The 21,260-nt window shown below is 46.1% G+C and carries 15 protein-coding genes; 3 read left to right on the top strand and 12 right to left on the bottom strand.

Annotated elements, in window-relative coordinates:
* Nucleotides 1-58: 58 nt before the first annotated feature.
* Genes CHI14_RS01325 through CHI14_RS01315 form a run of 3 tightly spaced genes read right to left on the bottom strand, consistent with a single transcriptional unit; the run spans nucleotide 59 to nucleotide 6,438 of the window.
* Nucleotides 59-4,549 carry a carbohydrate binding domain-containing protein gene (locus CHI14_RS01325; RefSeq protein WP_095286605.1) on the bottom strand — a complete coding sequence of 1,497 codons (4,491 nt, stop codon included), beginning with the start codon at nucleotides 4,547-4,549 and terminating at the stop codon, nucleotides 59-61.
* A 41-nt stretch (nucleotides 4,550-4,590) separates the two neighbouring features.
* Complete coding sequence (locus tag CHI14_RS01320; RefSeq protein WP_095286604.1) at nucleotides 4,591-5,469, bottom strand: carbohydrate ABC transporter permease; 879 nt, start codon at nucleotides 5,467-5,469, stop codon at nucleotides 4,591-4,593.
* 18 nt (nucleotides 5,470-5,487) lie between these two features.
* Nucleotides 5,488-6,438: an ABC transporter permease gene (locus tag CHI14_RS01315; RefSeq protein WP_373323151.1), complete on the bottom strand. Its 951-nt coding sequence runs from the start codon at nucleotides 6,436-6,438 to the stop codon at nucleotides 5,488-5,490.
* A gap of 147 nt (nucleotides 6,439-6,585) precedes the next feature.
* Here CHI14_RS01315 and CHI14_RS01310 point away from each other — a divergent pair, with 147 nt between their 5' ends.
* Together CHI14_RS01310 and CHI14_RS01305 are read left to right on the top strand one after the other, a co-directional pair.
* Nucleotides 6,586-8,295, top strand: a complete 1,710-nt coding sequence (locus CHI14_RS01310; protein ID WP_095286602.1) for a sensor histidine kinase — start codon at nucleotides 6,586-6,588, stop codon at nucleotides 8,293-8,295.
* A 9-nt stretch (nucleotides 8,296-8,304) separates the two neighbouring features.
* The gene (locus tag CHI14_RS01305; RefSeq protein WP_095286601.1) at nucleotides 8,305-9,945 is read left to right on the top strand and encodes a response regulator; all 1,641 of its coding nucleotides are present in this window, start codon (nucleotides 8,305-8,307) and stop codon (nucleotides 9,943-9,945) included.
* 118 nt (nucleotides 9,946-10,063) lie between these two features.
* Here CHI14_RS01305 and CHI14_RS01300 read toward each other — a convergent pair whose 3' ends face one another.
* The 6 genes from CHI14_RS01300 to CHI14_RS01275 all read right to left on the bottom strand — a co-directional run bounded on the left by CHI14_RS01300 (nucleotide 10,064) and on the right by CHI14_RS01275 (nucleotide 16,841).
* The gene (locus CHI14_RS01300; protein WP_095286600.1) at nucleotides 10,064-11,749 is read right to left on the bottom strand and encodes an extracellular solute-binding protein; all 1,686 of its coding nucleotides are present in this window, start codon (nucleotides 11,747-11,749) and stop codon (nucleotides 10,064-10,066) included.
* Between the two features lie 349 nt (nucleotides 11,750-12,098).
* Complete coding sequence (bglS, locus tag CHI14_RS01295; protein WP_095286599.1) at nucleotides 12,099-12,812, bottom strand: beta-glucanase; 714 nt, start codon at nucleotides 12,810-12,812, stop codon at nucleotides 12,099-12,101.
* Between the two features lie 255 nt (nucleotides 12,813-13,067).
* Complete coding sequence (locus CHI14_RS01290) at nucleotides 13,068-13,910, bottom strand: formylglycine-generating enzyme family protein (RefSeq protein WP_095286598.1); 843 nt, start codon at nucleotides 13,908-13,910, stop codon at nucleotides 13,068-13,070.
* A gap of 94 nt (nucleotides 13,911-14,004) precedes the next feature.
* Entirely contained in the window at nucleotides 14,005-14,637 is a 633-nt protein-coding gene (locus tag CHI14_RS01285; RefSeq protein ID WP_095286597.1) for a glycoside hydrolase family 11 protein, read from the bottom strand.
* An 84-nt stretch (nucleotides 14,638-14,721) separates the two neighbouring features.
* A complete protein-coding gene (locus CHI14_RS01280) occupies nucleotides 14,722-15,489 on the bottom strand; it encodes an alpha/beta hydrolase (protein WP_095286596.1) in 768 nt (255 codons plus the stop codon).
* Between the two features lie 59 nt (nucleotides 15,490-15,548).
* Complete coding sequence (locus CHI14_RS01275; RefSeq protein WP_095286595.1) at nucleotides 15,549-16,841, bottom strand: SGNH/GDSL hydrolase family protein; 1,293 nt, start codon at nucleotides 16,839-16,841, stop codon at nucleotides 15,549-15,551.
* A 282-nt stretch (nucleotides 16,842-17,123) separates the two neighbouring features.
* Between CHI14_RS01275 and CHI14_RS01270 the strand changes: the two genes are divergently transcribed.
* Complete coding sequence (locus tag CHI14_RS01270; RefSeq protein ID WP_095286594.1) at nucleotides 17,124-18,266, top strand: family 8 glycosyl hydrolase; 1,143 nt, start codon at nucleotides 17,124-17,126, stop codon at nucleotides 18,264-18,266.
* A gap of 130 nt (nucleotides 18,267-18,396) precedes the next feature.
* On the opposite strand, the gene CHI14_RS01265 is transcribed toward CHI14_RS01270, so the two are convergent.
* The 3 genes from CHI14_RS01265 to CHI14_RS01260 form a co-directional block, all read right to left on the bottom strand.
* Nucleotides 18,397-20,094, bottom strand: a complete 1,698-nt coding sequence (locus tag CHI14_RS01265; protein WP_249280962.1) for an RICIN domain-containing protein — start codon at nucleotides 20,092-20,094, stop codon at nucleotides 18,397-18,399.
* Between the two features lie 86 nt (nucleotides 20,095-20,180).
* The gene (locus CHI14_RS30610) at nucleotides 20,181-20,312 is read right to left on the bottom strand and encodes a hypothetical protein (RefSeq protein WP_283163782.1); all 132 of its coding nucleotides are present in this window, start codon (nucleotides 20,310-20,312) and stop codon (nucleotides 20,181-20,183) included.
* Entirely contained in the window at nucleotides 20,305-21,249 is a 945-nt protein-coding gene (locus CHI14_RS01260; protein ID WP_095286592.1) for a carbohydrate ABC transporter permease, read from the bottom strand. The genes CHI14_RS30610 and CHI14_RS01260 overlap by 8 nt, the downstream gene beginning before the upstream one ends.
* Nucleotides 21,250-21,260: the final 11 nt, after the last annotated feature.

The raw sequence follows: 21,260 nt of genomic DNA, 5'->3' as shown, positions 1-21,260 counted from the left end.
GCAGCGGGATTCACCCGGCTGCCTTCTTCATTTTTACCCATCTTCCATTAATGATGATTTAATCAGCTACGGCTGTCTGCACCGGGCCAAGATTGGTCAGGCTAACACCAGACAACGTAATTGTGGTGTTACCGTCTTCGGCACCTGTAATATTCCCCATATCAAATACGATACGGCTGTTTGCATAGCTTGGTTCGGTTGTATCGAATGTGAAGGTGTACTCTTGTTCTTCCGTGGATAAGCTCACTTGCTGTCCATAAAATCCATGCCACGCGTATCCAGCGGGAACATCCACCCAGCCGATACCAACCCCCATTTTGCGCGCTTTATCCGCTTTGGCCTTGAACGTCAGCTTATACTTGGTTCCCTGCTGCATTGCAAAACCTTCATTAATAACCTGCCGGTCCCACGGATTCGTTCCCGCCTGACCGATTACAGCATGCAGCTGCTGATTCTCAACATGAATCGCAAGGTCAGATTCAACACCGGCTGCATATTTGAACCAGCCTTCGATTCCTTTGGCAAAGTCCCCATTCGGGATCAGATTGACGTGTACCGGCTGTCCTCCCTGATCCGCACCCGGGTTCACCTCGAACAACATCACATTTTGAATGGATACACTGTGCTCTTCCGCTAGCGGTCTGCCAAGACCTAAGTTCAGTAAGGCCGCCGCATCCGCTGTTTCTCCCATTGTAAATGTGAAGGTGTAGGGCTGCTTAATTTCAGTCAGATCTACCTTTTCATCCATATACTTGGCTTCGCCGCCATTACCTTGCGAGACCACTGCCTGTATTGATTTGGGTGCAGAGGCTGAAGCATCAAAGCTCAGACGATAAGTTTTGTCAGCCTCAAGAGCAATTGAACCCTGCTGGAAAAACGAATCCCACCCATCGTCGGTTGCAGCCGGCAACGTAATACTAATACCATGGTCTTTCCCATACGTAGCCGAGAGCACGTCGGGAATTAGCGTCCAATCCGTTCCATCTGCGGTCAGTTCGCCATTCCTTACTTTATTCTGTGAAACGTCCAACCAACGTGTATTATATTCGTTTCCTTCAAAATTCACATAATACGATGTTCCGGCTTTCAGTGAAACTGCTGGCAGATATACCGTCTTATAGGATTGCCATCCCCCCGTATCTCCAAGCAGAAGTTCGGAGCTTGCAACCGTTGTGCCTTGTTCATCCTGCACACTGAATCGGACTTTTGAATCGGCTTTGGCACTTGCCATCCTTGTGGAGAATGCATATACGCCATCATTTGCTGCATCGATTTTAAATTGCAGCAGATCACCTTCGTCCATATAGCTGACATGTTTGCCGCCTTCATCGGAATTTTCGAGCTGCAGACCTTGCATCATCCATGCATCCGTAGCAGGAATATGAGTATAGCCATGGATTGTTACCGGCTTACCTCGTTTGGTCAGCTTCACATTGTCGATGTAGACCTTCCCTTCGGAACTGCCGAATAAAAGCTTCAGTTCGGCTGTTACCGTTGCTGCTGACGTTGCGTTCTGTCCAATCACAATTTCACCCGAATAATTCTTGAGTTCCTGACCAAGTTGGATCTGCTGCCCTTGATTCACCTGCACATCATGCCCCTCTGCGGTAGACAAACTCAAATCCATCGTACGTGGCGTATCTGCCTTTGCATCAAAAGAGAATCCATAGGTTGTGCCCGCTTCCAGCTTCATTCCCGGCTGTACCACAGCCACCTGATCAGGATGGCCATTCGTTCGTAGAACGTCGACCACGAGCTGCCGTTCCATGATCGGAAACTTCAGGAAGTTGTTCACGGTAATCAGTGCTTCAGCATCAGACTGAACCTGTTTGGACCAGAAGCCGAGGCGATCCTTCCCTTGATCAAATGTGCCATTAAAGACATAGTTTCCATCCGGCAGTGCTTTGCGTTCCACCGGAAGAGAGTCGGCTTCACCGATATCCGTCAACCGCACATTGGTCACCGTAACTTCCCCTTCATTCAATCCCAGATTGAATTCAAACCTTGCATTGTTGTCTGCCCCATTCCGCATGTTGAAGGTGTATTCATACGGTTGCCAATCTGTAGTTAATGAGAAGCTCTTATCGTCGGAGTAATTTGTCCAGCTTTTTTCAAACTGCGTCACTTTCGAAAGAATGACACGATCAGCAGATGCCTTGGCATCGAACTGCACCTTGTATTTTCTATTTTTCTTCATATACATCGGCATTTGTGTCAGTTGTACGGAATAACTTTCGGTTCCGGCTTGTGAGATCGTTACTTTCGCTGCCTTGCCCTTCTGCACATCATCAATAACCTCTACCTTACCAGCCCCGCCTGCATTCGTGATGAAGTTCCATTCGTTTGGTACACCATTTAAATCCACACCTTCAGAAAAGCGTTCATTGTAGATCTGGTTTCCATCCGCTTGCGGTTCTCGCTGCCATTCAGGTTCGATCGGATTAGATGTTACGTCCGGCCATTCGCTCAATTTCTTGTACTCGTAAACCCGAACGAAATCAACACTCATCTTCTCAGAGACAAAATCACTTTCCGGCGATCCAGGCCAGTCTCCCCCAACGGCAAGATTCAGAATTAAATAGAACGGACGATCAAACGGAGCAGGAAAAGTGTAGCTTTCCGGCTGTCCCGCTGCAGTCGTCTCCCAGTTATTTACCTGATGATGCAGTTTGCCGTCAACATAGAAACGAATCATGCCAGGCAGCCATTCCACCTGAAAATCATGATAATCATCTGCGAACGATTCACCTTGTGGCAAGCTAAACTTGCCTTGATCATGCCCGTGTGAACCGTCTGGTTTTGGGGAATCGTAATGGATCGTACTGTATATTTCATGATCTTTGTTTGTACCACCAATCAACTCCATAATGTCGATCTCACCAGAAGCAGGCCATCCTCCATAATGAGCTTCGTCCGTAGGCATCATCCAGATTGCAGGCCACATGCCCTGCTGCGCGGGCAATTTCGCTCGTACGACCACTTTTCCGTACGTCCAATCGCCCTTCTCTTTCGTAATCAGTTTACCAGAAGTATAATTTTTGCTGCCCTTCTGCTCCCGCTTTGCTTCAATCTGCAGTACATTGCGGTTGCCATCTTTCACAATACGTGTGTTATTCGGGCTGTAATATTGCAACTCATTGTTGTACACAAGCTCCGTATCCTGAACAGTCCATTTGGATGCATCCACGGAAGGCGCATTGAATTCATCATTCCAGACCATCTGCCATTGCTCATCCGGAATCGTCGTTGCAGGAATCGGTTTTTCACCTGAAGGATTGCCCGGTACGGATGGTGTCGTTCCGCCTGAATTGGAAGAGCCGCCCCCACCTGTACTAGAATTGTTGCCACCGTTAGAAGTACCTGGTGTAGCAGCGTTTGGTTGCTCGGACTGTCCTGTCCCAGGCATAATGCTATCCTTGTATTGTCCTGGTGCAACCGCTTTCCCATTAAGCAATACGTTGTCTGCATCTACGTCCAGCAGATTGATTTTACCTTTGCTGTCAATCATGGTATTACGGGCTTTGCTGCTTACTTTTAATGTATTAATCGTACTCTCAGCAGACAACTCAACTGTAGCCTTTTGTTCAATAAACATGTTTTCAATTTGAGTTGTCCCTGTGATCTTCACATGTACCGGACTGGTGTTTTTGTCTACCACAACTCGATTCAATTTAGAGTTATGAATATCGATCGAGTGGTTTCCTCCGCCTTTCACGATTACACTTCCAGTGACCGTTACTCCGTCGAGCTTCACTGTACCTTCTCCAATAGCTTCTGTAAGTAACAAGTTTCCATTAACTGTTGTGTTCTTCAGCGTCACATCGATTGAGCGGACAATCAGATTACCTTCTACTTTGGATTCATAGGTACCTGGTTTGCTTTTAATATCAGCTATTAATGTGGACATGATCATAGCAGCTTCTGCTCTCGTAATGTTGGATTCAGGTGCAAGATTTCCGTTGTATCCGTTTACAATTTTATTGTTTACAAAGTAGTTCATCGCATTCCTAGCATAGTCAGCTACATCTTTGTCGTCTTTAAACGCAGAACCAAGCGATTTATTCTCACTGCCTGTCGATAACTGAAACGCACGATCTGCCATTACGACAGCATCCTGCCGGGTAATCGGAAGCTGGGGGGACAGATGTGTTGCATCTGTTCCCTGAATAATGCCAGATCCACTTGCTCGTGTGATCGCATCATAGTACCAGTCTTTTTCACTAATGTCTGTGTATGACGCCGCGCCGGGGCCTCCAGCGAATCCGAACACCCGATCGAGCATTACTACAAATTCGGCACGGCTGATACGTTCACTCGGTCTGAATGTGCCGTCCGTATAACCTTTAGTGAGCGCCATATCCTGCATACGCATCACTGCATTTTCAGCCCAATGTCCCTGCAAATCTTTGTACGGTGCCCGAAGCAGGCTTGACGCCTGCTCCTGCTCCGTTACCGTTTGCTGCTTCATCTGTTCTGCCCCGACTGTAGCCGGAGCTGCCAATGAAACGATCATGCTTCCTGCTACGAGACAAGCCAACCCTTTTTTCACTCATATTCCTCCCTAGAATGTGTGGTACTTGCAGGGCAGTACTACTCTTTTACTGCCCCAATGACGATACCTTTAACGAAAAAGCGTTGTAAGAATGGATATATGACCAAAATCGGCAATGCCCCGATGAAAATCTGTGCTGCGCGAACCGTACGCTGTGAAACATTTTCCAGCATGGATGGGTCCACGTTGATTTTACTGAGGTCTTGCTGCACGATGATGGTTTGTAGCAAGGAAGCCAGTGGGTAATTTTTGACATCGGACATATAGATCATGCCATCGAACCAAGAGTTCCACTGACCTACCATGGTAAACAAGGACAAGGTTGCAATCGCAGGCATGGATAGCGGTACATATACCAGTGCCAGGGTTTTAATGTGACCTGCTCCATCCAGATAAGCTGCTTCCTCCAGCTCTTTAGGCAGACCACGGAAGAAGTTCATCATCAGGATAACATTCCACACGGACAATGCACCTGGCAGCACCAGTGCCCAGATCGTATCCATCAGTCCTAGTTTCTGGACCAAGATATAACTTGGAATTAGACCTCCGCTGAACAAAATCGTAAATACAAAGAACCAGGTGTAGATCGAACGGCCTTTGAAATTAATATCTTCCTTCGACAGTGGAAATGCAGTGAGAAGCATAATCACCATACCAATCACCGTAGCAATGACTGTTCGTTTAACCGAGACCAGCAAGGAATTAATGAAATTTGAATTGCCGAACGTTTTGACATATGCATCTGTCGTAAAGCCAATCGGCCAGAAGCCGACAAGATTGGCTGAGGCCGGTGCCATGCTGCTGAACGAAACGGCCAAAATATGAATAATAGGCAGAATGCAAAGCAGTGATAAAACGCCCAGAAAAATATAGTTCGCAACGCTGAATATTCGATAGCCTTTTGTTTTGTAATACAAGCCCTTTTCTCCTCTCTACTAGAACACGCGGTAATTCGCCAACTTGTAAGCCATGCGATATGAGATAACGATCAGAATGGTTGCCACGACCGATTTGAACAATCCTACAGCCGTTGCGAAGCTCATTTTGCCGTTCAAGATACCAAGACGGTAGACGAAGGTATCGATGATATCACCTTTGTCGTAAACGAGCGGATTGTACAGGTTGAACACCTGATCGAATCCTGCATTCAAGATGTTTCCGATGGAAAGTGTCATGAGTACGATCGTGATCGGCATCAGGGCCGGAATCGTAATGTGCAGTGTTTGTTTGAACCGGTTTGCACCGTCCACTTCCGCAGCCTCGTACAGTGCCGGGTTAATACCGGACAGAGAAGCCAAAAACACAATCGTGCCAAAACCAAATTCTTTCCAGACATCACTAACTATCAGTGTTATCCGAAACCATGTTCCATCCCCCAGGAAAAAGATCGGATCCCCGCCTAATGCAACCACCAGCTTGTTCACCATGCCGCCCTGCGGCGAAAGAATATCAAGCAATATTCCGCCCAGGATAACCCATGACAGAAAATGCGGAAGATACACCAGTGTTTGACTGACCCTTTTAAAGGCATTCAAACGAACTTCGTTCAACAAAATCGCAAACAGGAATGGAGCAATTAAACCTGCGATTATTTTGAAAAATGCAATCACCAGTGTGTTCCATATGACCTGGCCTACGTCCGGGTATAAGAATAAATACTTGAAATTATCCCAACCTACCCATTTGGATTCGGTAAATCCGAGGTATGGTTTAAAATCCTGGAAAGCAATCACAATCCCGCCCATTGGTATGTACTGAAATACAATTGCCAGCAAAACCGCTGGTACGAGCATCAAATGCAAGGACCAATTCCGTTGCATGTTCCAGCGCTGTCTCGCCTTGATGGCACGCCCCTTGCGAGGCGTTTCTAACGTATGTTCCTTCACCCCTACATCCCCCATGTTCTAAAAATTTGTATTTTACAAGTGCATATGAACTTGTATATTAAAATTATAGCAACGGTTATTAGCAATCTATATCCTAATATTGCAACAACGATAACAATATTTTAATGAGTTGAGGGAGGCCCAGCATTGTTCGCACGTCTGAACGTCTTCACCAAAATTACACTGTTGTTTGTAGCACTGCTTGTCCTGGTTTTGTTCCTGTACACCTATTCAAACCGGGAAAGTGTACGTGTAATCGAACACGAAATTCAGAACAATACCATGAATCATTTGTCCACTTTTGCCGACTCTGTAGAATCTAATATTTACCAATTATCTCTGTATGGGATGTCCATTGGGCAAGATTCGAGCATACAGGAATATCAGCGGCCGGATTACAAAGATGTGCCTTATGAACGTGTCAAAGTTGGAAGTGCCATTCTTGAAAAAATGAATCTGTATAATGCAGCCAGCAAATGGCATTCCACCATCACCCTTTATTTTCCAAGGTTGCAAAAAGTCATTTCCACGGATTATTATGCTTATATCCCGTATGAAGAGGATGAATTTTCCAAGCCACTTTCGAAATCATGGGCATATAAGCATAATCAATTTGTGTGGTACACGACCGATCCAACAACAGCGATCGCCACCCCTGGGAAATCGAGACTCATTACCAAGATCAGCTTTCCAGTGCATCATTTGATCAGTATGCTGGACCAGAACAAATTGAATAACAAAGGTGACCCTTTTATGTTCCATCCCGAGTTTGGCTTAATTAGCAACACTAGTGGAAATGACACATTGACTGCAATTCAGACCAAGCTGAAAGAGATGCCTTTGCAGGAAAAAGGCGGATTCACCACGACGCTTGACCGCACAGAATACTATGTTTCGTACATACAGTCAGGCAGTCTGGGATGGTACTATGTAGACTACGTGCCTATGCAGCAAATTCTAGGGCCGATCACAAATAGTCGTAATCTCTTCTACGCTTCCATAGCCGTTCTAATTGCCATGAGTGTTGTGGTTTTGTATGTGCTGTATCGTAGCGTGCAGCTCCCATTGCTTCAACTGGTGAAGGGAACGAACCGTTTGTCGACTGGAGATTTCTCTGTTCGATTACATCATTCTTCACGTAATGAATTCAGTTTATTGTTTGCACGATTTAACATCATGGCACAGCGAATTCAGGAGTTGATTGAGAACGTGTACGAAGAACAACTCCGAAGACGTGAGGCCACATTGAAGCAGTTGCAATCACAGATTAATCCGCATTTCCTATACAACTGCCTCTTCTACATCAAAAATATGGCGAGGATGAAAAATGAGAAAGCCGTTGTGGCGATGGCGCTTAATTTAGGTGAGTATTATCGGTACATCACCAGATCCGAGAATGATCAGGCCACCGTCAAAGAAGAGTTGAACATGGTGAAAAATTACCTGGAAATCCAGGCACTCCGGCTGGAACGCATGCATTTTAGCATCGATGTACCGGATGATATGCTTCATAAAACGTTACCCCGTTTAAGCTTACAACCTATCGTTGAGAACGCTATCATTCATGGCATTGAACCCCGTACTGAAGACGGTCATATCAACATAACAGGTTATCATACGGATGAATTGTGTACGATAACCGTCGAGGACAGCGGGCTGGGTATGACGGAGAATCAGATGCAAGAATTGGTTGATAATCTTAACAAACCGCTCGATGGCAACATGGGATGCGGAACTTGGAATGTTCATCAGCGTTTGTCTTTTTTGTATGGTGAAGACGCGGGTCTAAGCTATGAACATACGCCTGGAGGAGGCGTTAAGGTAAGCATTACATGGTACAACAATATCAATGAGTAGGTGAAGTACATGTTACAAATGTTGTTAGTTGATGATGAACGTTCCGTTGTAGAAACGCTGGCGGAAACCATTCCGTGGGAAAGCTGCGGAATCGGCACTGTACACGAAGCTTTGTCAGGTGCCGTAGCACTGGAAATTATGGAGAATCATGATATTGATATTGTAATTACTGATATTCGCATGCCGGAGATGTCCGGTATTGAGTTAATCACGGCAATTCACGAGAAATGGTCGCATGTGCAGACCATTTTACTCTCGGGCTTTGCTGACTTCGAATACGCCAAACAAGCGATGGCTCAGGAAAGCTTTGATTATTTGCTGAAACCTGTAAGTGATGAGGATCTAATCGAAACCGTACAGCGGCTTGTTGACCGGATCAAACAAAAATGGGAAGCGGCTGCCTCCTATCAACGTGCCTTGCATGCATTCCAGGATAACTTGCCTTTATTGCAATCTACGATGCTCCATGAATTGCTGACAGGCAAAACCTATTCTCCCTCAACGCTCGCAGACAAGCTCGAATTACTACATCTGCCCTATTCGGTTGGTGAGGAGCTGGGCATGCTTGTTATTCGAATGGAAGAGCATCTATCCGAGATGGCTGACCATGATCTTTCGCTGATGCAGTATGCCATTAGCAACATTATCAGCGAGGTGACGCAGCAGCATTTTCATATGTGGCATACGCGGGATGTCCATGATTATCTGGTTGTGCTGGTTAGTGTCAAAAAAGGCAACACACAAAGTGTGAGCAAAGAGGAAAAACCTCAAGTGCTGCTGGAACATTACGCTGCCCAAATTCAGACAAACGTTCAGTTATATTTAAAAGGGGCTATTTCAATCGCAGTCTCTCACTGGGGCAAATTCCCTAATGAGATTGGTGAGATTTATGAGAGTGCTGTCAGATCCATGCGGAAGCGTATGGGACATGCGCAGGGTTTGTTCATCACGGCTTCAGACGATAAGGATGTACACCCCCTTCCTGCCATCCGCTCTCTGTACAAGCCTCCAACCCTATTCAGTCTTCTGGAAGCCGGTCGCTTTGACGATGTGGAACAGAAGATTGAGGTCATTTTCGAGGAATTACTCGAATCGGCGCAGCATCATGATATCGCGGAAACGACAATTGAGGTTTATCATGCTTTGGCTGGGGCTTTTGCTTATATCATCCATAAGAATGGGAAACAAATTTCTTCTGTCCTCCCTGCCGAAATGTATAGATACTTTCAAGCTCCAAGCTATGCTACTGCCCAGCAGTTGAAAGACTGGTCGATCCGCACACTGCATTCCATCAGTGATGACGCAGAACAGGAGCTGAAGGACAATCACAGTACCATCGTTCGCAGTGTCAAAAGCTTTGTGGATCTGCATCTGGCTTCCGATGTTTCCTTACCTGCTATTGCAGAGCATGTCCACCTGCACCCAGTGTATCTATCCAAAGTATATAAGGCGGAGACAGGAGAAGCGCTGACGGCCTATGTCTATCGGTTACGGATGGAGAAAGCAGCTTATTATTTGCGTTCGTCCAGCGCCAAAGTATTCGAAATTGCGGAGCTTGTCGGCTACAACAACACGGCATATTTTATTCGGGTATTTAAAAAGTTTTACGATCTTACACCGCAGGAATATAGAGAGAATCTGCCGGTTTGAAGCAAAAAGGCCTCGCTGGAATGATTTCCAGCAAGGCCTTTTCTTTGTACTTTCCCACCTGCTTTAGCAGCTTGGTTAGAACGAAATAACGGATAAGATTTAATTACTTGGCTCGTACTTACTTTCCGCTCGTAACGGATTGGTACCACTCATTAACTTCCTTCGTATTTTGATCTCCACCGGAAGATCTCCACTTCTCTACAAACGTATCAAAAGCATCGATCGGAGCTTTACCATAGATGATTTGCGAGAACAGGTCCTTCTCCATTTTGGTTAAGATGTCGTTGTTCATTTGCATTGACATCGTTGGTGCACCAGTGAACATCTGTTTTAAAGCGATATCTTTTTGATCCTGAACAATCTTGGCCGCTTCCACCATTGGTACCGGTACACCAGACTTAAGTTTTTTCTCGAAAGGTGTTGTTGCTTCTTCACCGTTAGCAAACTTCGCAAGCGTAGTCATGTTCAGACTCGGGATACGTGCACCATCAAACGTTAATGTGTATTTCTCAGGTGCATAACCGCCTGTCACACTAGCATCCGTTGTTACTTTGCCGTCTTTCATTGCCCAGTCATATCCTTCAGCGAAGCCATTTTCGAATTCATCACCTGCTTTTGGATTAGCAAAGTGATCAAACAGATAGTTTTGATAAGTGAAAAAGACTTCTGGGTTCTTCATATCTTTGTTAATCAGAATTACACCGTTGTCGTTCGCGGTACCGCGTCTGCCTGCCTTGCCATCAGGTCCAGATGGAATCGGGTAAGCTTTGTACTCCGCTTCCGGATTGTTTTTCTTCACATCTTCGAGCGGCCATGACGGCATCCAGTGAGGCCCGACAACAATCCCGGCTTTACCTGCTGTAAACTCTTCTGCTGCTTTGGTTTCATCATATACCCCAGCTTCTTCTGGAATATACCCTTTTTTCATCCAGTCAGCCAGTGTTGCCAAAGCTTGTTTTGCTCCTGGATTTATAGAACCGTACTCCAGTTGGCCTTCTTCGTTCAGATTCCACTGATTTGGCATCGTGCCGTAGGCTCCGAAGACCCAACCAGCATCAGACATCCATGTGCTGAGCCAGTTTTTGAATCCGATGGTCAGACCGTAGGTGTCTTTTTTACCATTGCCATCCGGGTCTTTATTCGTAAACGTTTCCATAATCACTTCAAGATCAGCCAGCGTTTCAGGTGCCTTCAAATTAAACTTCTTCATCCAATCCTCGCGAATCCACATCACTGGATCACTATTGTAGGAGTAATCCAGAATCGGAATACCAATTCGTTTACCATCCTGCATGTACGGATACCATACGGAAGGATCTTCATTCACGGCAGCTTTCCAGGTATCACTTGCATATTGATCAAACAATTCACCAGCATCAACGAACTTGCCTGTTTCAATCAACTCACGTGCCAGATTGAAATCGCCGCGATACGAAATGATGTCCGGCATTTCTGCATTGGAAGCCAGCGACAAGCGCAGCTTCGTTTCAAACGCATTGTTGGTGGACGGTGATACCCACTGATTTTTTAATTCAATGCCGAGCTTGTCTTTTGCCCATTTGGTGTGCACGTTATTGTCCTGATCTTCACCAGATTTGAATTTGATTTCGGGTCCCCAGGGACGTAAATAAGTAAGTGTTACGGGTGGATCATACTTCCCGTCCTTCAATTCCAGTGCAGTACTCGGTGTGCTCGGTGCAGCCTCTTTGCTTGCTCCACTGTTACATCCGCTAAGAACTGCTGTAAGCGCCAACATTCCTGCCAAAGCCAAACCGCCAATCTTTCTTTTCTTGATTGTTTTCAACTTGTGAGTCCCCCTGTATGTAGTGATGTTGTCTACAGAGTCCATCATAATGAATGAACCATATGAATGCCCATACTAATATTGCAACATTTATTGTATTAATTTAGGATATTAAAAAGTGAATATGGATGTTGTATTAGTACAACGTCTTACTCTTGTCTCTCTTGTTTGTCAGGGTGACCGAAAGGTTCCAGCAAGTTCATTCCCACCCTTTTCCCTCATCATCTTACGTTTCGATTGTTCTGTAAAGGTTGAAAATGTTCATAAAAAAACAGAGGATTGCGGACGTAATCCGCTCCTCTGTTTCTTGCAGTTTATTGCACTAGTTGGACCTGATCGTGAGTTTCTGTTAATTACTCGTATATTTCACCCAATCATATTCGGCATGCAATGGATTAGCACCATTATAAGGCCCGAGCCAGCTGTCCACACCCGTTCCATTCCAGATATTCATCATAATTTTACCTGGTGTTTTCGGAATATTGGTTGTGGCTGTATGTTTCAGCACGCCATCGACGTACCACTTAATGTGACCTGGTTGCCAATCGAACGCATACGTGTGGAATCCCTGGGACGCATCGAAGCCCAGATTCACGATTTTCTCATGATTTCCAACGCCGTTTGTATAATAATTGAATTGTACTTTCGTTGTGTCTTTGCCAAGGAACTCGATATCAATCTCATCCCATTGTGTGCCATCAGAAGGACCGGTATAGGTGAAAAAAGAGGATACAATCCCTGTATTTTTAGCAGGCTTCATACTTACTTCATAGAGACCATAGCCGTAAGTATTCGTTGACCGATATTCTCCACAATCAAACTTGTTGTATGAAGGACTTGTCAGACTCAAGCGCAGCTTGCCATCATTCGTAAAATTAGCATTATTCGCCCGCCACGTGCAGTTGAACATGGAACCGTTGGAATACCCATCTGCCTTCTGCCAGGTACTTGCATTGTGATACGTCAGCGGTTCCCAAAACACCCACCCAGCAAAAGCGCTTACCGAAATAAATAATGAAACCACTCCAGATACCATCAATGTGAACCAAGTCTTCCTCTTCATCAATACACCTCCATTTCGTATTCCAACCGTGTAAACAATTTTCTGAAACTCCCTTCGCTCCTAGATTCGTTTCAACAGCCAGTGCTTGATTTAATCATTTCATAAAAGCGCTTACATTGGTTGGTATTTCCATTTTATATGGTCCATAATGGGTGAACTATAGCAAAGTTTAAAGAAAACATATTCATTTTTTAAGATCGTTCTTCCTTTTTCAGTTGTCATGTATAAAAGCCCATTTTAAAAGAATGGGCCTCGTTATTTACTACGTACGACTCGTAATCCCTGATCGGGACCAATGCCATTCGCATCGAATTTTCCTGGATAGGAAATCTCTGCTGTATTTACACTACTGACCCAGCCCCCACCCTTGCTGACTCTCCAGGTGTTGTCCGGCGTCTCCGGATGGCTGTGCCATTCCCAGCACCATTCTCTAACATTACCAGACATATCATAGATACCAAGTTCATTGGCCCTCTGCTGACCTACTGGCTTGGTTTGATTCCGATTGTTTTCAATGGCTGGCCAGTTCCAGTCTCCTGTTAACGGCTTTTCACCGGCATTCATCCAGTACCACGCCACTTCGTCTGGATTGTTGCCTCCGCTATAAGTAAAATTCTCACTCTTTTGTCCGCCACTTGCGGCATATTCCCACTCTTCTGCCGTTGGCAGACGATATCCATTCGCATCTTCATTGATGGTTACAGTCCATTTAACATTATCATTTTCATTCTTATTATTCGGATCCAGCGTTTCTTTATCAATGGTATAATACGGTTTAAGGTTTTCCTTCATGCTGCGTGCATTACAGTATTCGATCGCATCATACCAGCTCACCCTTTCAACGGGCCGTTCTTCCCCTTTAAAACCAGAGGGATTGTCTCCCATAACGTCAGCCCATTGTTTCTGGGTCACTTCATATTTGCCGATATAAAAGTCAGACAGTATGATGTCTTTGCCACTATAAGTGCTTTTACTGCTCTTGAATGCCCCACCCTCTACCAATACAAGATCATCACTCACGGTAGTACTGCTGCCTGTCGAACAAGCACTTAATCCAACAAAAGCTGCGATGAGCAGAAATATCATCCACTTTCTCATCTGTAGGTCTCCTTTAAAACGGGAATGGAGAGCAAGACAGATCCATAGACCTGCCTTGCCTAAGTTTTAGACTAGCCGATTGAAAAGAGAGCGCTTACCAAACAGTCACATTCGAACTACCGCTACTTTGATATCCTTCGGTCGCCATCACTTGATAGGACCAGCTGTTACCCAAGTACATGCCCTTGCTCGCCCACGCATTTACGTGATTCTGGAACGTAATTTGGGAGTTTACACCGATTGGACGTTTGGATTGTCTAACACTCCAGTATTGCGGGAATGTTGAATACCCGTCAATGGATGGCTGATTGTATCTCATCGTAGTATAGATGTCATATGTGCCACCATCACTGGTTACTGTGCCTTTGTATGTTCCAGTTGGACGGTATGTTCCCCAGTTATCCACCACGTAGTATTCAATTAGTGCATTCCGTGTCCACCCGTAAAACGTCAAATATCCGTTGCCGGATGGAGAGAATACACCCGCATTGTAATTCACTACACGATTAGGTGTACCGTAAGTCCACCCTTTACCGACAACAAAGTTCCCCGTGTTCTGCCAGTTTACACTGTAGTTTCCTCCCGAACCGTTCACGGCATTAACAGTACCCCCGCCATCTGTCCAGTTCTGCCAGTAATCTGTAGCACCTGTCGTAGCAGCGAATACACCAAAACTCATGGAAGCGGCAAGGACAACAGTTAACAATTTTTTTCCGAATTTAAACATGGAAAAACCTCCTGATATTTGGGTTAGGTTTTGAAAAATTCGGTACTTTTTGGGTAGGCACTGGAGTTGGAGTTGAATTGGTATTTATTTGAATAGACGTTTGGAAAACAGATACAGATCATTTTTCCACACTGGCCAGTCATGACCTCCGCTCTCTTCATACCAGATGTGCGGTACGCCCTGCTGTTCCAAATATTGATGTACATCAACGCTAATTTGGATAAGGTTATCCTGATCGCCACAGGAGATCCAAAGAAGCGACAAAAGCGAGGATGCTTCCTGCGGATTAGGAAGGAGCAGCTCTGGCGCTTTGGTGTTTGGAGCGGGAGAGAAGGCACCGACCCAAGCGAAATGGTTGAGATTGCCCAGTCCTATGTTTAAGGACTGTCCTCCGCCCATGGATAAGCCGGCGATTGCCCTATTATCCCTGGTTGTACTTGCGGAATAATTGGCTTCAATATAAGGAATAAGGTCATCAATCAAGTCGGATTCAAATCGCTCAAAGGCTTTTATTTTCTCCGGGTCAAATAGATCTCCCTCGGCTCGATCGTTGGGCATGGCGCGACCGTTGGGCAAAACAACAATCATGGGCTCCAGCAGGTTATCGTTGTACAGATTGTCCAAGATGATCTGCGGGCTACCATGCTGCTGCCATTCCATCTCATCTCCACCGATCCCGTGAAGCAAGTAAAGAACAGGGTATGTGTTTTCGGAAGAAAATCCTGGAGGTGTGTACACCAGCGCTTTCCGTGTATTCCCTACCGTAGTGGAATCATACTCTATCGTCTCTATTGCTCCGCGAGGTATATCATTGCGGTATTGGTCAAATCCAGCCGGTGCTGAAGATATCATGTACAGTACTCCCTTCATAGGTGCATTTAGTTATTGGATTAATCTCCGGCCTTTTTTTGTTAGCTGACATAGCCAAAACCAAGAATCGTGAAACGTTTATCCTCGTGCCCGTCTGCCATTTCGATCTCGATCGTATGCTCGCTGACGTGCTTCTCTTGAATCAGGAGCATGGCATGACAGCGTGTCCAATTTACTTCATGCGGATCGGCAGTTTTGGTGAGAACACCATCCACTTTGATCCGGGCTGTTCCGAACTCGTCGCTTCCGGAGTCTTTGAAGATTAAAAGTAGACATCTGCAACGCATTTGCAGCTTGAACTTTTGTGCTTCGGCCCTCTCACCGCGGGTATACATCCAATTGTGCGGAAAGAGCGGCGTAGCATAATCGTGATCATCCATCTCGGCCATCTGCAGGTCGATATCCGTCTGCGCGAAGCACCCGGGGTCGATTTTGGCAAGCTGATTGCCATTTTTCCGATCCAGAAGTTTCACGTGGACGAAATCGTCCCCAATCAGAGGCGGCCTTCTCAGATCATGATCGTCCTGGTCCAGTTCGGCATGATTCACTGCATCAAACAGGTGACCCAGTGCATCGGCCATGATCTGATGTCCCAGGTTGGTCGGATGATATATATCATGAAAATATTGCTCTTTGGTTACGACGTTACCTTCTTGCTTGGTCTTGTGGAATTGCTCGACAAGAGCATCCTTCATGCTCACCATGGGCAGATTGTAATGCCAGCCCACCGGAGCTAGGCGATCCTGTAGATTCCAGTCGTTCTCAAAGACACTGAACAAAAGGATGACTGCAGGCTTGTTATCTGCAGCAAGCGCTTTCAATATTAAACTTTCGTAACAGTTCCCCCGGGTTTCATCGTCCGCATCATTAACTGCAAACTCAATAACGACGATATCCGGTTGAATTTGACCATCTCCAAGCACATCACGATCATAGCGTATCATTCCCAGTTCGGAAGGCGTTCCGCCTACTCCGGCTTTAACCAGCTGAATGGAACGACTGTCTGATGGAGCAAACATCGCCTTGAACCGCTCATACGATCGATAGGCGTAACTACGGAGATGAATAGGGATTGCGCCAGCGCCGTGGGTGATCGAACCACCGATATAAGCCATAACAACAGGTTCACCCTGCCCAGCCTTCTGAATCGCCCGTTTTAATCTGGCATTGTGACCTTTGTTCAAAATAGATTGGCTAATCATGTTGTGATATTCAGGGGAGCAGTAATCGAACGTTGCCTCGTTATTCGTCTCCTTCACTCCAACGGGATCGCGCGGTGCAGTTATCCCTTGGTGTATATCTGCTTCTGGTGTATCTCCTGCATCGCGAACCATGTTTACCACCATCCTTTCTTCGATCATAAAGTTCATAGTCATTTGAAGGAATCCAAACGGGTAAAACTTTATGCTTGGTGGGTCCTTCTTCACGAGTGTAACACTTACATAATTTTACAGATACCCGATGAAGTATAGGACTTGCAGCCATCATATCATTTCATTTTGGTCATGATAATCGGAAAAAGGAAAGAACTAAGATTTCCAATGTAAACGCTTTAATTTATACACATTTACCGTGTTATAATTGGTTTAACGTTTGCATTAAAAGGAGGAAAACCCATGAATATCACCGGTCAAGGCGCCTATGATACAAATACATATAACAATCTCTTTCACAAGTTTGGTTATGAGGAACAGGAAATAAATGCACGGCTGGAGGCGTCATGGAACGAGCTGTTTTATGGGGAAGAGAATACGCGAATCTATTACCCGATGGGTGAGGACAAAGGCTATTTACTCGACACCGGTAATAACGATGTTCGCTCCGAAGGCATGTCTTATGGCATGATGATGGCTGTGCAGATGGACAAAAAAGAAGAATTCGATCGGCTCTGGAATTATTCCCATACGTTCATGCAGCATGCTGAAGGTCGATACAAAGATTATTTTGCCTGGCACTGCAAACCTGATGGAACCCGCATATCTCAAGGTCCTGCACCTGATGGTGAGGAGTTTTTCGCCATGGCTCTGTTCTTTGCTTCTAACCGCTGGGGTGATGGAGATGCCCCATATAACTATAAGGAACAAGCCAGAAGAATCCTCCGCGCATGCATTCATCAAGGTGAAAATGGCGAGGGGGATCCGATGTGGGACCCGGAAACCAAGCTGATCAAATTTGTACCGGAATCTCCATTCAGCGATCCATCCTACCATCTCCCCCATTTCTATGAGTTGTTCGCATTATATGCGGATGAAGACGATCAAGCCTTCTGGAGAGAAGCAGCGGCGGCAAGTCGAGCTTATCTGCATACCGCCTGTCATTCTGTAACCGGGCTTTCGCCTGAGTATGCGAACTATGACGGGTCGCCCGCACCTGTTCAGCCGCATGGTGATTTTAGACACTTTTACAGCGATGCTTACCGGGTTGCCGCGAATATTGCTCTGGACTGGGAATGGTTCCGTCAGGATCCCTGGCAGGTGGAACAATCCAATCGAATTCAGTCCTTCTTCCGCAGCATTGATGTCGCCGAATATCGCAGATATACCATTGAGGGTGAACCGTTCGATGAACCTTCCTTGCATCCGATCGGTCTGCTCGCTACCAACGCGATGGCCTCACTGGCTGCAGATGGTCCACATACGGAACATTTCGTACGCCTCTTTTGGAACACCCCCCTGCGTCAGGGTGAGCGCCGCTATTATGATAACTGTCTGTATTTTTTCAGCTTGCTGGCTTTAAGCGGCAGATATCGGATATATTAATCACTCTCTACAATGAGTCATCGTACAAACGAGTTCATTTGCAACACAGCGAATCTCACAGACTGAAATCTCAACGTAAAGAGGACCTTTCTGGCGATAACAGCCGTGGAGGTCCTTTTGTACAATAACGTTAATTACTAACCGCGATAAATTTCCATTGTTGATTCGTTGCGCCCGTGTACGTATTCTGCTGCAACTTGGCACCATCGGATGTGGAAGCGTTTTCTACTTCAATCGCTTTGTTGCTGTTTACGTTAATGATGCTCCAGTATCCATTCCCCAGATCGTTGACTTTGAAATGCTGTGCGGTCGTGTTCAGATTGCTCATGAGCTGAACCGCTTCACCGTTCGTGAGGGTACCGTTGCGAATATCAATCACTTTGTCCGGTGAGTTCACGCTGGTTAGTGTATAGCTGCCACCCCCAATGGAGGTCAGAACCCACTTCTGAGGATTGCCGCCCAGATCGCTCCATTGCTGAAGCTGAAGATTGTTTTGATTTTGCCCCCCAGGAACGTCAATGACCTTACCCGAATGTCTGGCCACAATTTTGTAGGTTGCACCTGACACAAGCCCGGTTGTTGGTCCACCACCATTTCCACTACCAGGATATGATTGAGCACGTTCATGGTACCAGTTGAACAGGAATCGTCCCATGGCACTTCGTGAAGCATCGCCATCCCATTTCAGTCCAGCCGTTGGATCGGCAAAAGAGCTGCGCTGCCCCGGCTCAAGAATGAAGCCGTTCATGTGAGCTGCAATACTAACGTTTCCAGCCGCATTGAAAATGGTTTTGGTATTGGTACCGAAACCTTCGTTGCTGCCATTAAACAGGTTCCAATAGGCCGAATCACCAGGTTTGTTCTTAAACCAGGTTACTTCCGTGATATTGATCGGATACTTGTCTGCAGCTGCTTTCACATTGGTATTCCACTGATCCTGCAAAATGGAGAAGTTATCGTACGCGCCGTAACCCGGATACCAGTGAACCGCATATCCGTAGTTGTTCAGGGGATCCGTCAATGGATGGCTTGCCGTCAGACTGTAGAACTGGTTATACCCCAGACCTGCAGCCCAGATTACGTTATCGGCACCCTGGTTACGAATCGTGGAGATGATGGAGTTCTGGAAATTGCGCAGGTCATTCCAGTGATCCACAAAATCATTTTCCCCGTTGTATCCGCCCCAATGTCCATTCGCATATGATTTCACTGGCTCGTTAATGAGCTCGAAGTGAACGTTGTCCGCACTTTTAATCTCGGGACGAGAGGCAAGATATCCCCAGATTTCATTGAATTTCTGCAGGTTGGAAGCTGTGGTTGCCTGGTCATCCTTCAACGTAAAGTCAAGTCCCAGGACTACATACACACCCTTGGTTTTGGCATATTGAATGTAGGGGATAATGACGTTCTGCGTAACCGTCTGCACACCGGCAAAATTGTATGTACCCGCCGCCACATCACCCATGTCCTGACGATCAATGAACAGACGTACCTGATTCATATTCCAGCCATGATTGCTGCCGTATTTCGGACTCGTGTCCGCAAACGTATCGGTGATGTCTTTCAGGTAGGCCAGTGTAGCCGCATGACGATTGTTGCCGTGCAGATTAAGATAATAATTGCTGTCCTGATATGTCCAGTAGGCACCTGAAGGTTGATGCCATCCGTTTAGAAGCACAGGCTGATTGTTGCTGTTCACCAGATTCTTGCCATTTACGTGAAGCTTGCCCATAGGCATGCCAACCCACGCCTCTGCGCGGCTTCCTCCCCATGGAGCAATCGTAATCAGTAAAGCCAAAACGAGTAAAAGTTTACAAGACATCCACATCTTTTTCACTTTATATCCTCCTGTCATGATCGATTGCTTTTCCTCAATGCAATATCCGATGAATTGCAGCAAAGCCTAAGAGTGGACTAAGCATTCGTTGGCGCACGCTTCCGTAACCCGTTCCAAACGTTCAGGCGCAAGACTCCTCCTCCTCTCTTCAGATCGGTATCGATCTGTCTCGGATCTTTCTTCACAGTTAAGCCCAGCGTTTTAGCCAACGATTCCTGTACGTTCTACACTTTCCACGAAATAACGCTGCACGAAGAGATAGATGACAATCAAAGGAAGAATGGCGAGCAATATTCCCGTATCCTGGATCATGCTTAGATAAAAAGGATCAGCCTTAGAGGCCCCGTCACTAACTTGTTGTGCCAGATTATACGGAAGCGAAGACAGTTGGGTCGACATGACCTTACTTGAAGTCAGATACGTGGTCGTGTAGAAGCTATCATTCCACTGCCATACAAAGGAAAACAGCATCACGGTCACCATGGATGGAATTGCATTCGGCAGCATGATTCGGGCAAATGTCCGCCCAATGCCTGCCCCGTCCACATATGCCGCCTCTTCCACTTCCTTCGGAATGCCGCGGAAGAACTGACGAAAGATGAAAATATACAATCCGGCTTTAAGCGAATTGGCCGTAATGGCCGTCAGAATGAACGGCCAGTAGGTATTCAGCAGGTTCAACGGTTTCCCGGTAATCAGTGTCATCAAGCCCATCAGGTCGAAGCTTTTCAGATTCAGATACACCGGAATCAAAATCGTCGTGGGCGGAACGAGAATCGTGAGAATCACACCTGCGAACAGCAAGTTGCTCCCTTTGAACTTCAACCGGGCGAAGCCATACCCTGCAAGGGCACAGGATGCTGTCGTTAACAGTGTTGTTGTCGCTGACAGCGCGAAGGTATTGAACAGAGTCGCCCAGTAATCCATAACCCGGATAGCCTGCTGAAAGTTATCGATCGAGAAATTCTGGGGGATCCATACCACCACTGCGGAATACAGGTCACCCTTATCTTTGATGGACGTTGAGATTTTCTGAAATATGGGAAAGAGGATAACAAAGGAAAGTCCAGTAATCAGTACGAACCGAATCACAGACCAGAGCCAGCCTTTCCAGTGTTCCAGCGATAATAATCGAGAAGTCGTCACGCTGAACGTCC

This window comes from Paenibacillus sp. 7516 (assembly GCF_002272715.1).
GTDB classification, from domain to species: domain Bacteria; phylum Bacillota; class Bacilli; order Paenibacillales; family Paenibacillaceae; genus Paenibacillus; species Paenibacillus illinoisensis_A.
Note: the sequence above shows the minus strand (reverse complement) of the source record. Positions and strands in the feature narration are given on the sequence as shown.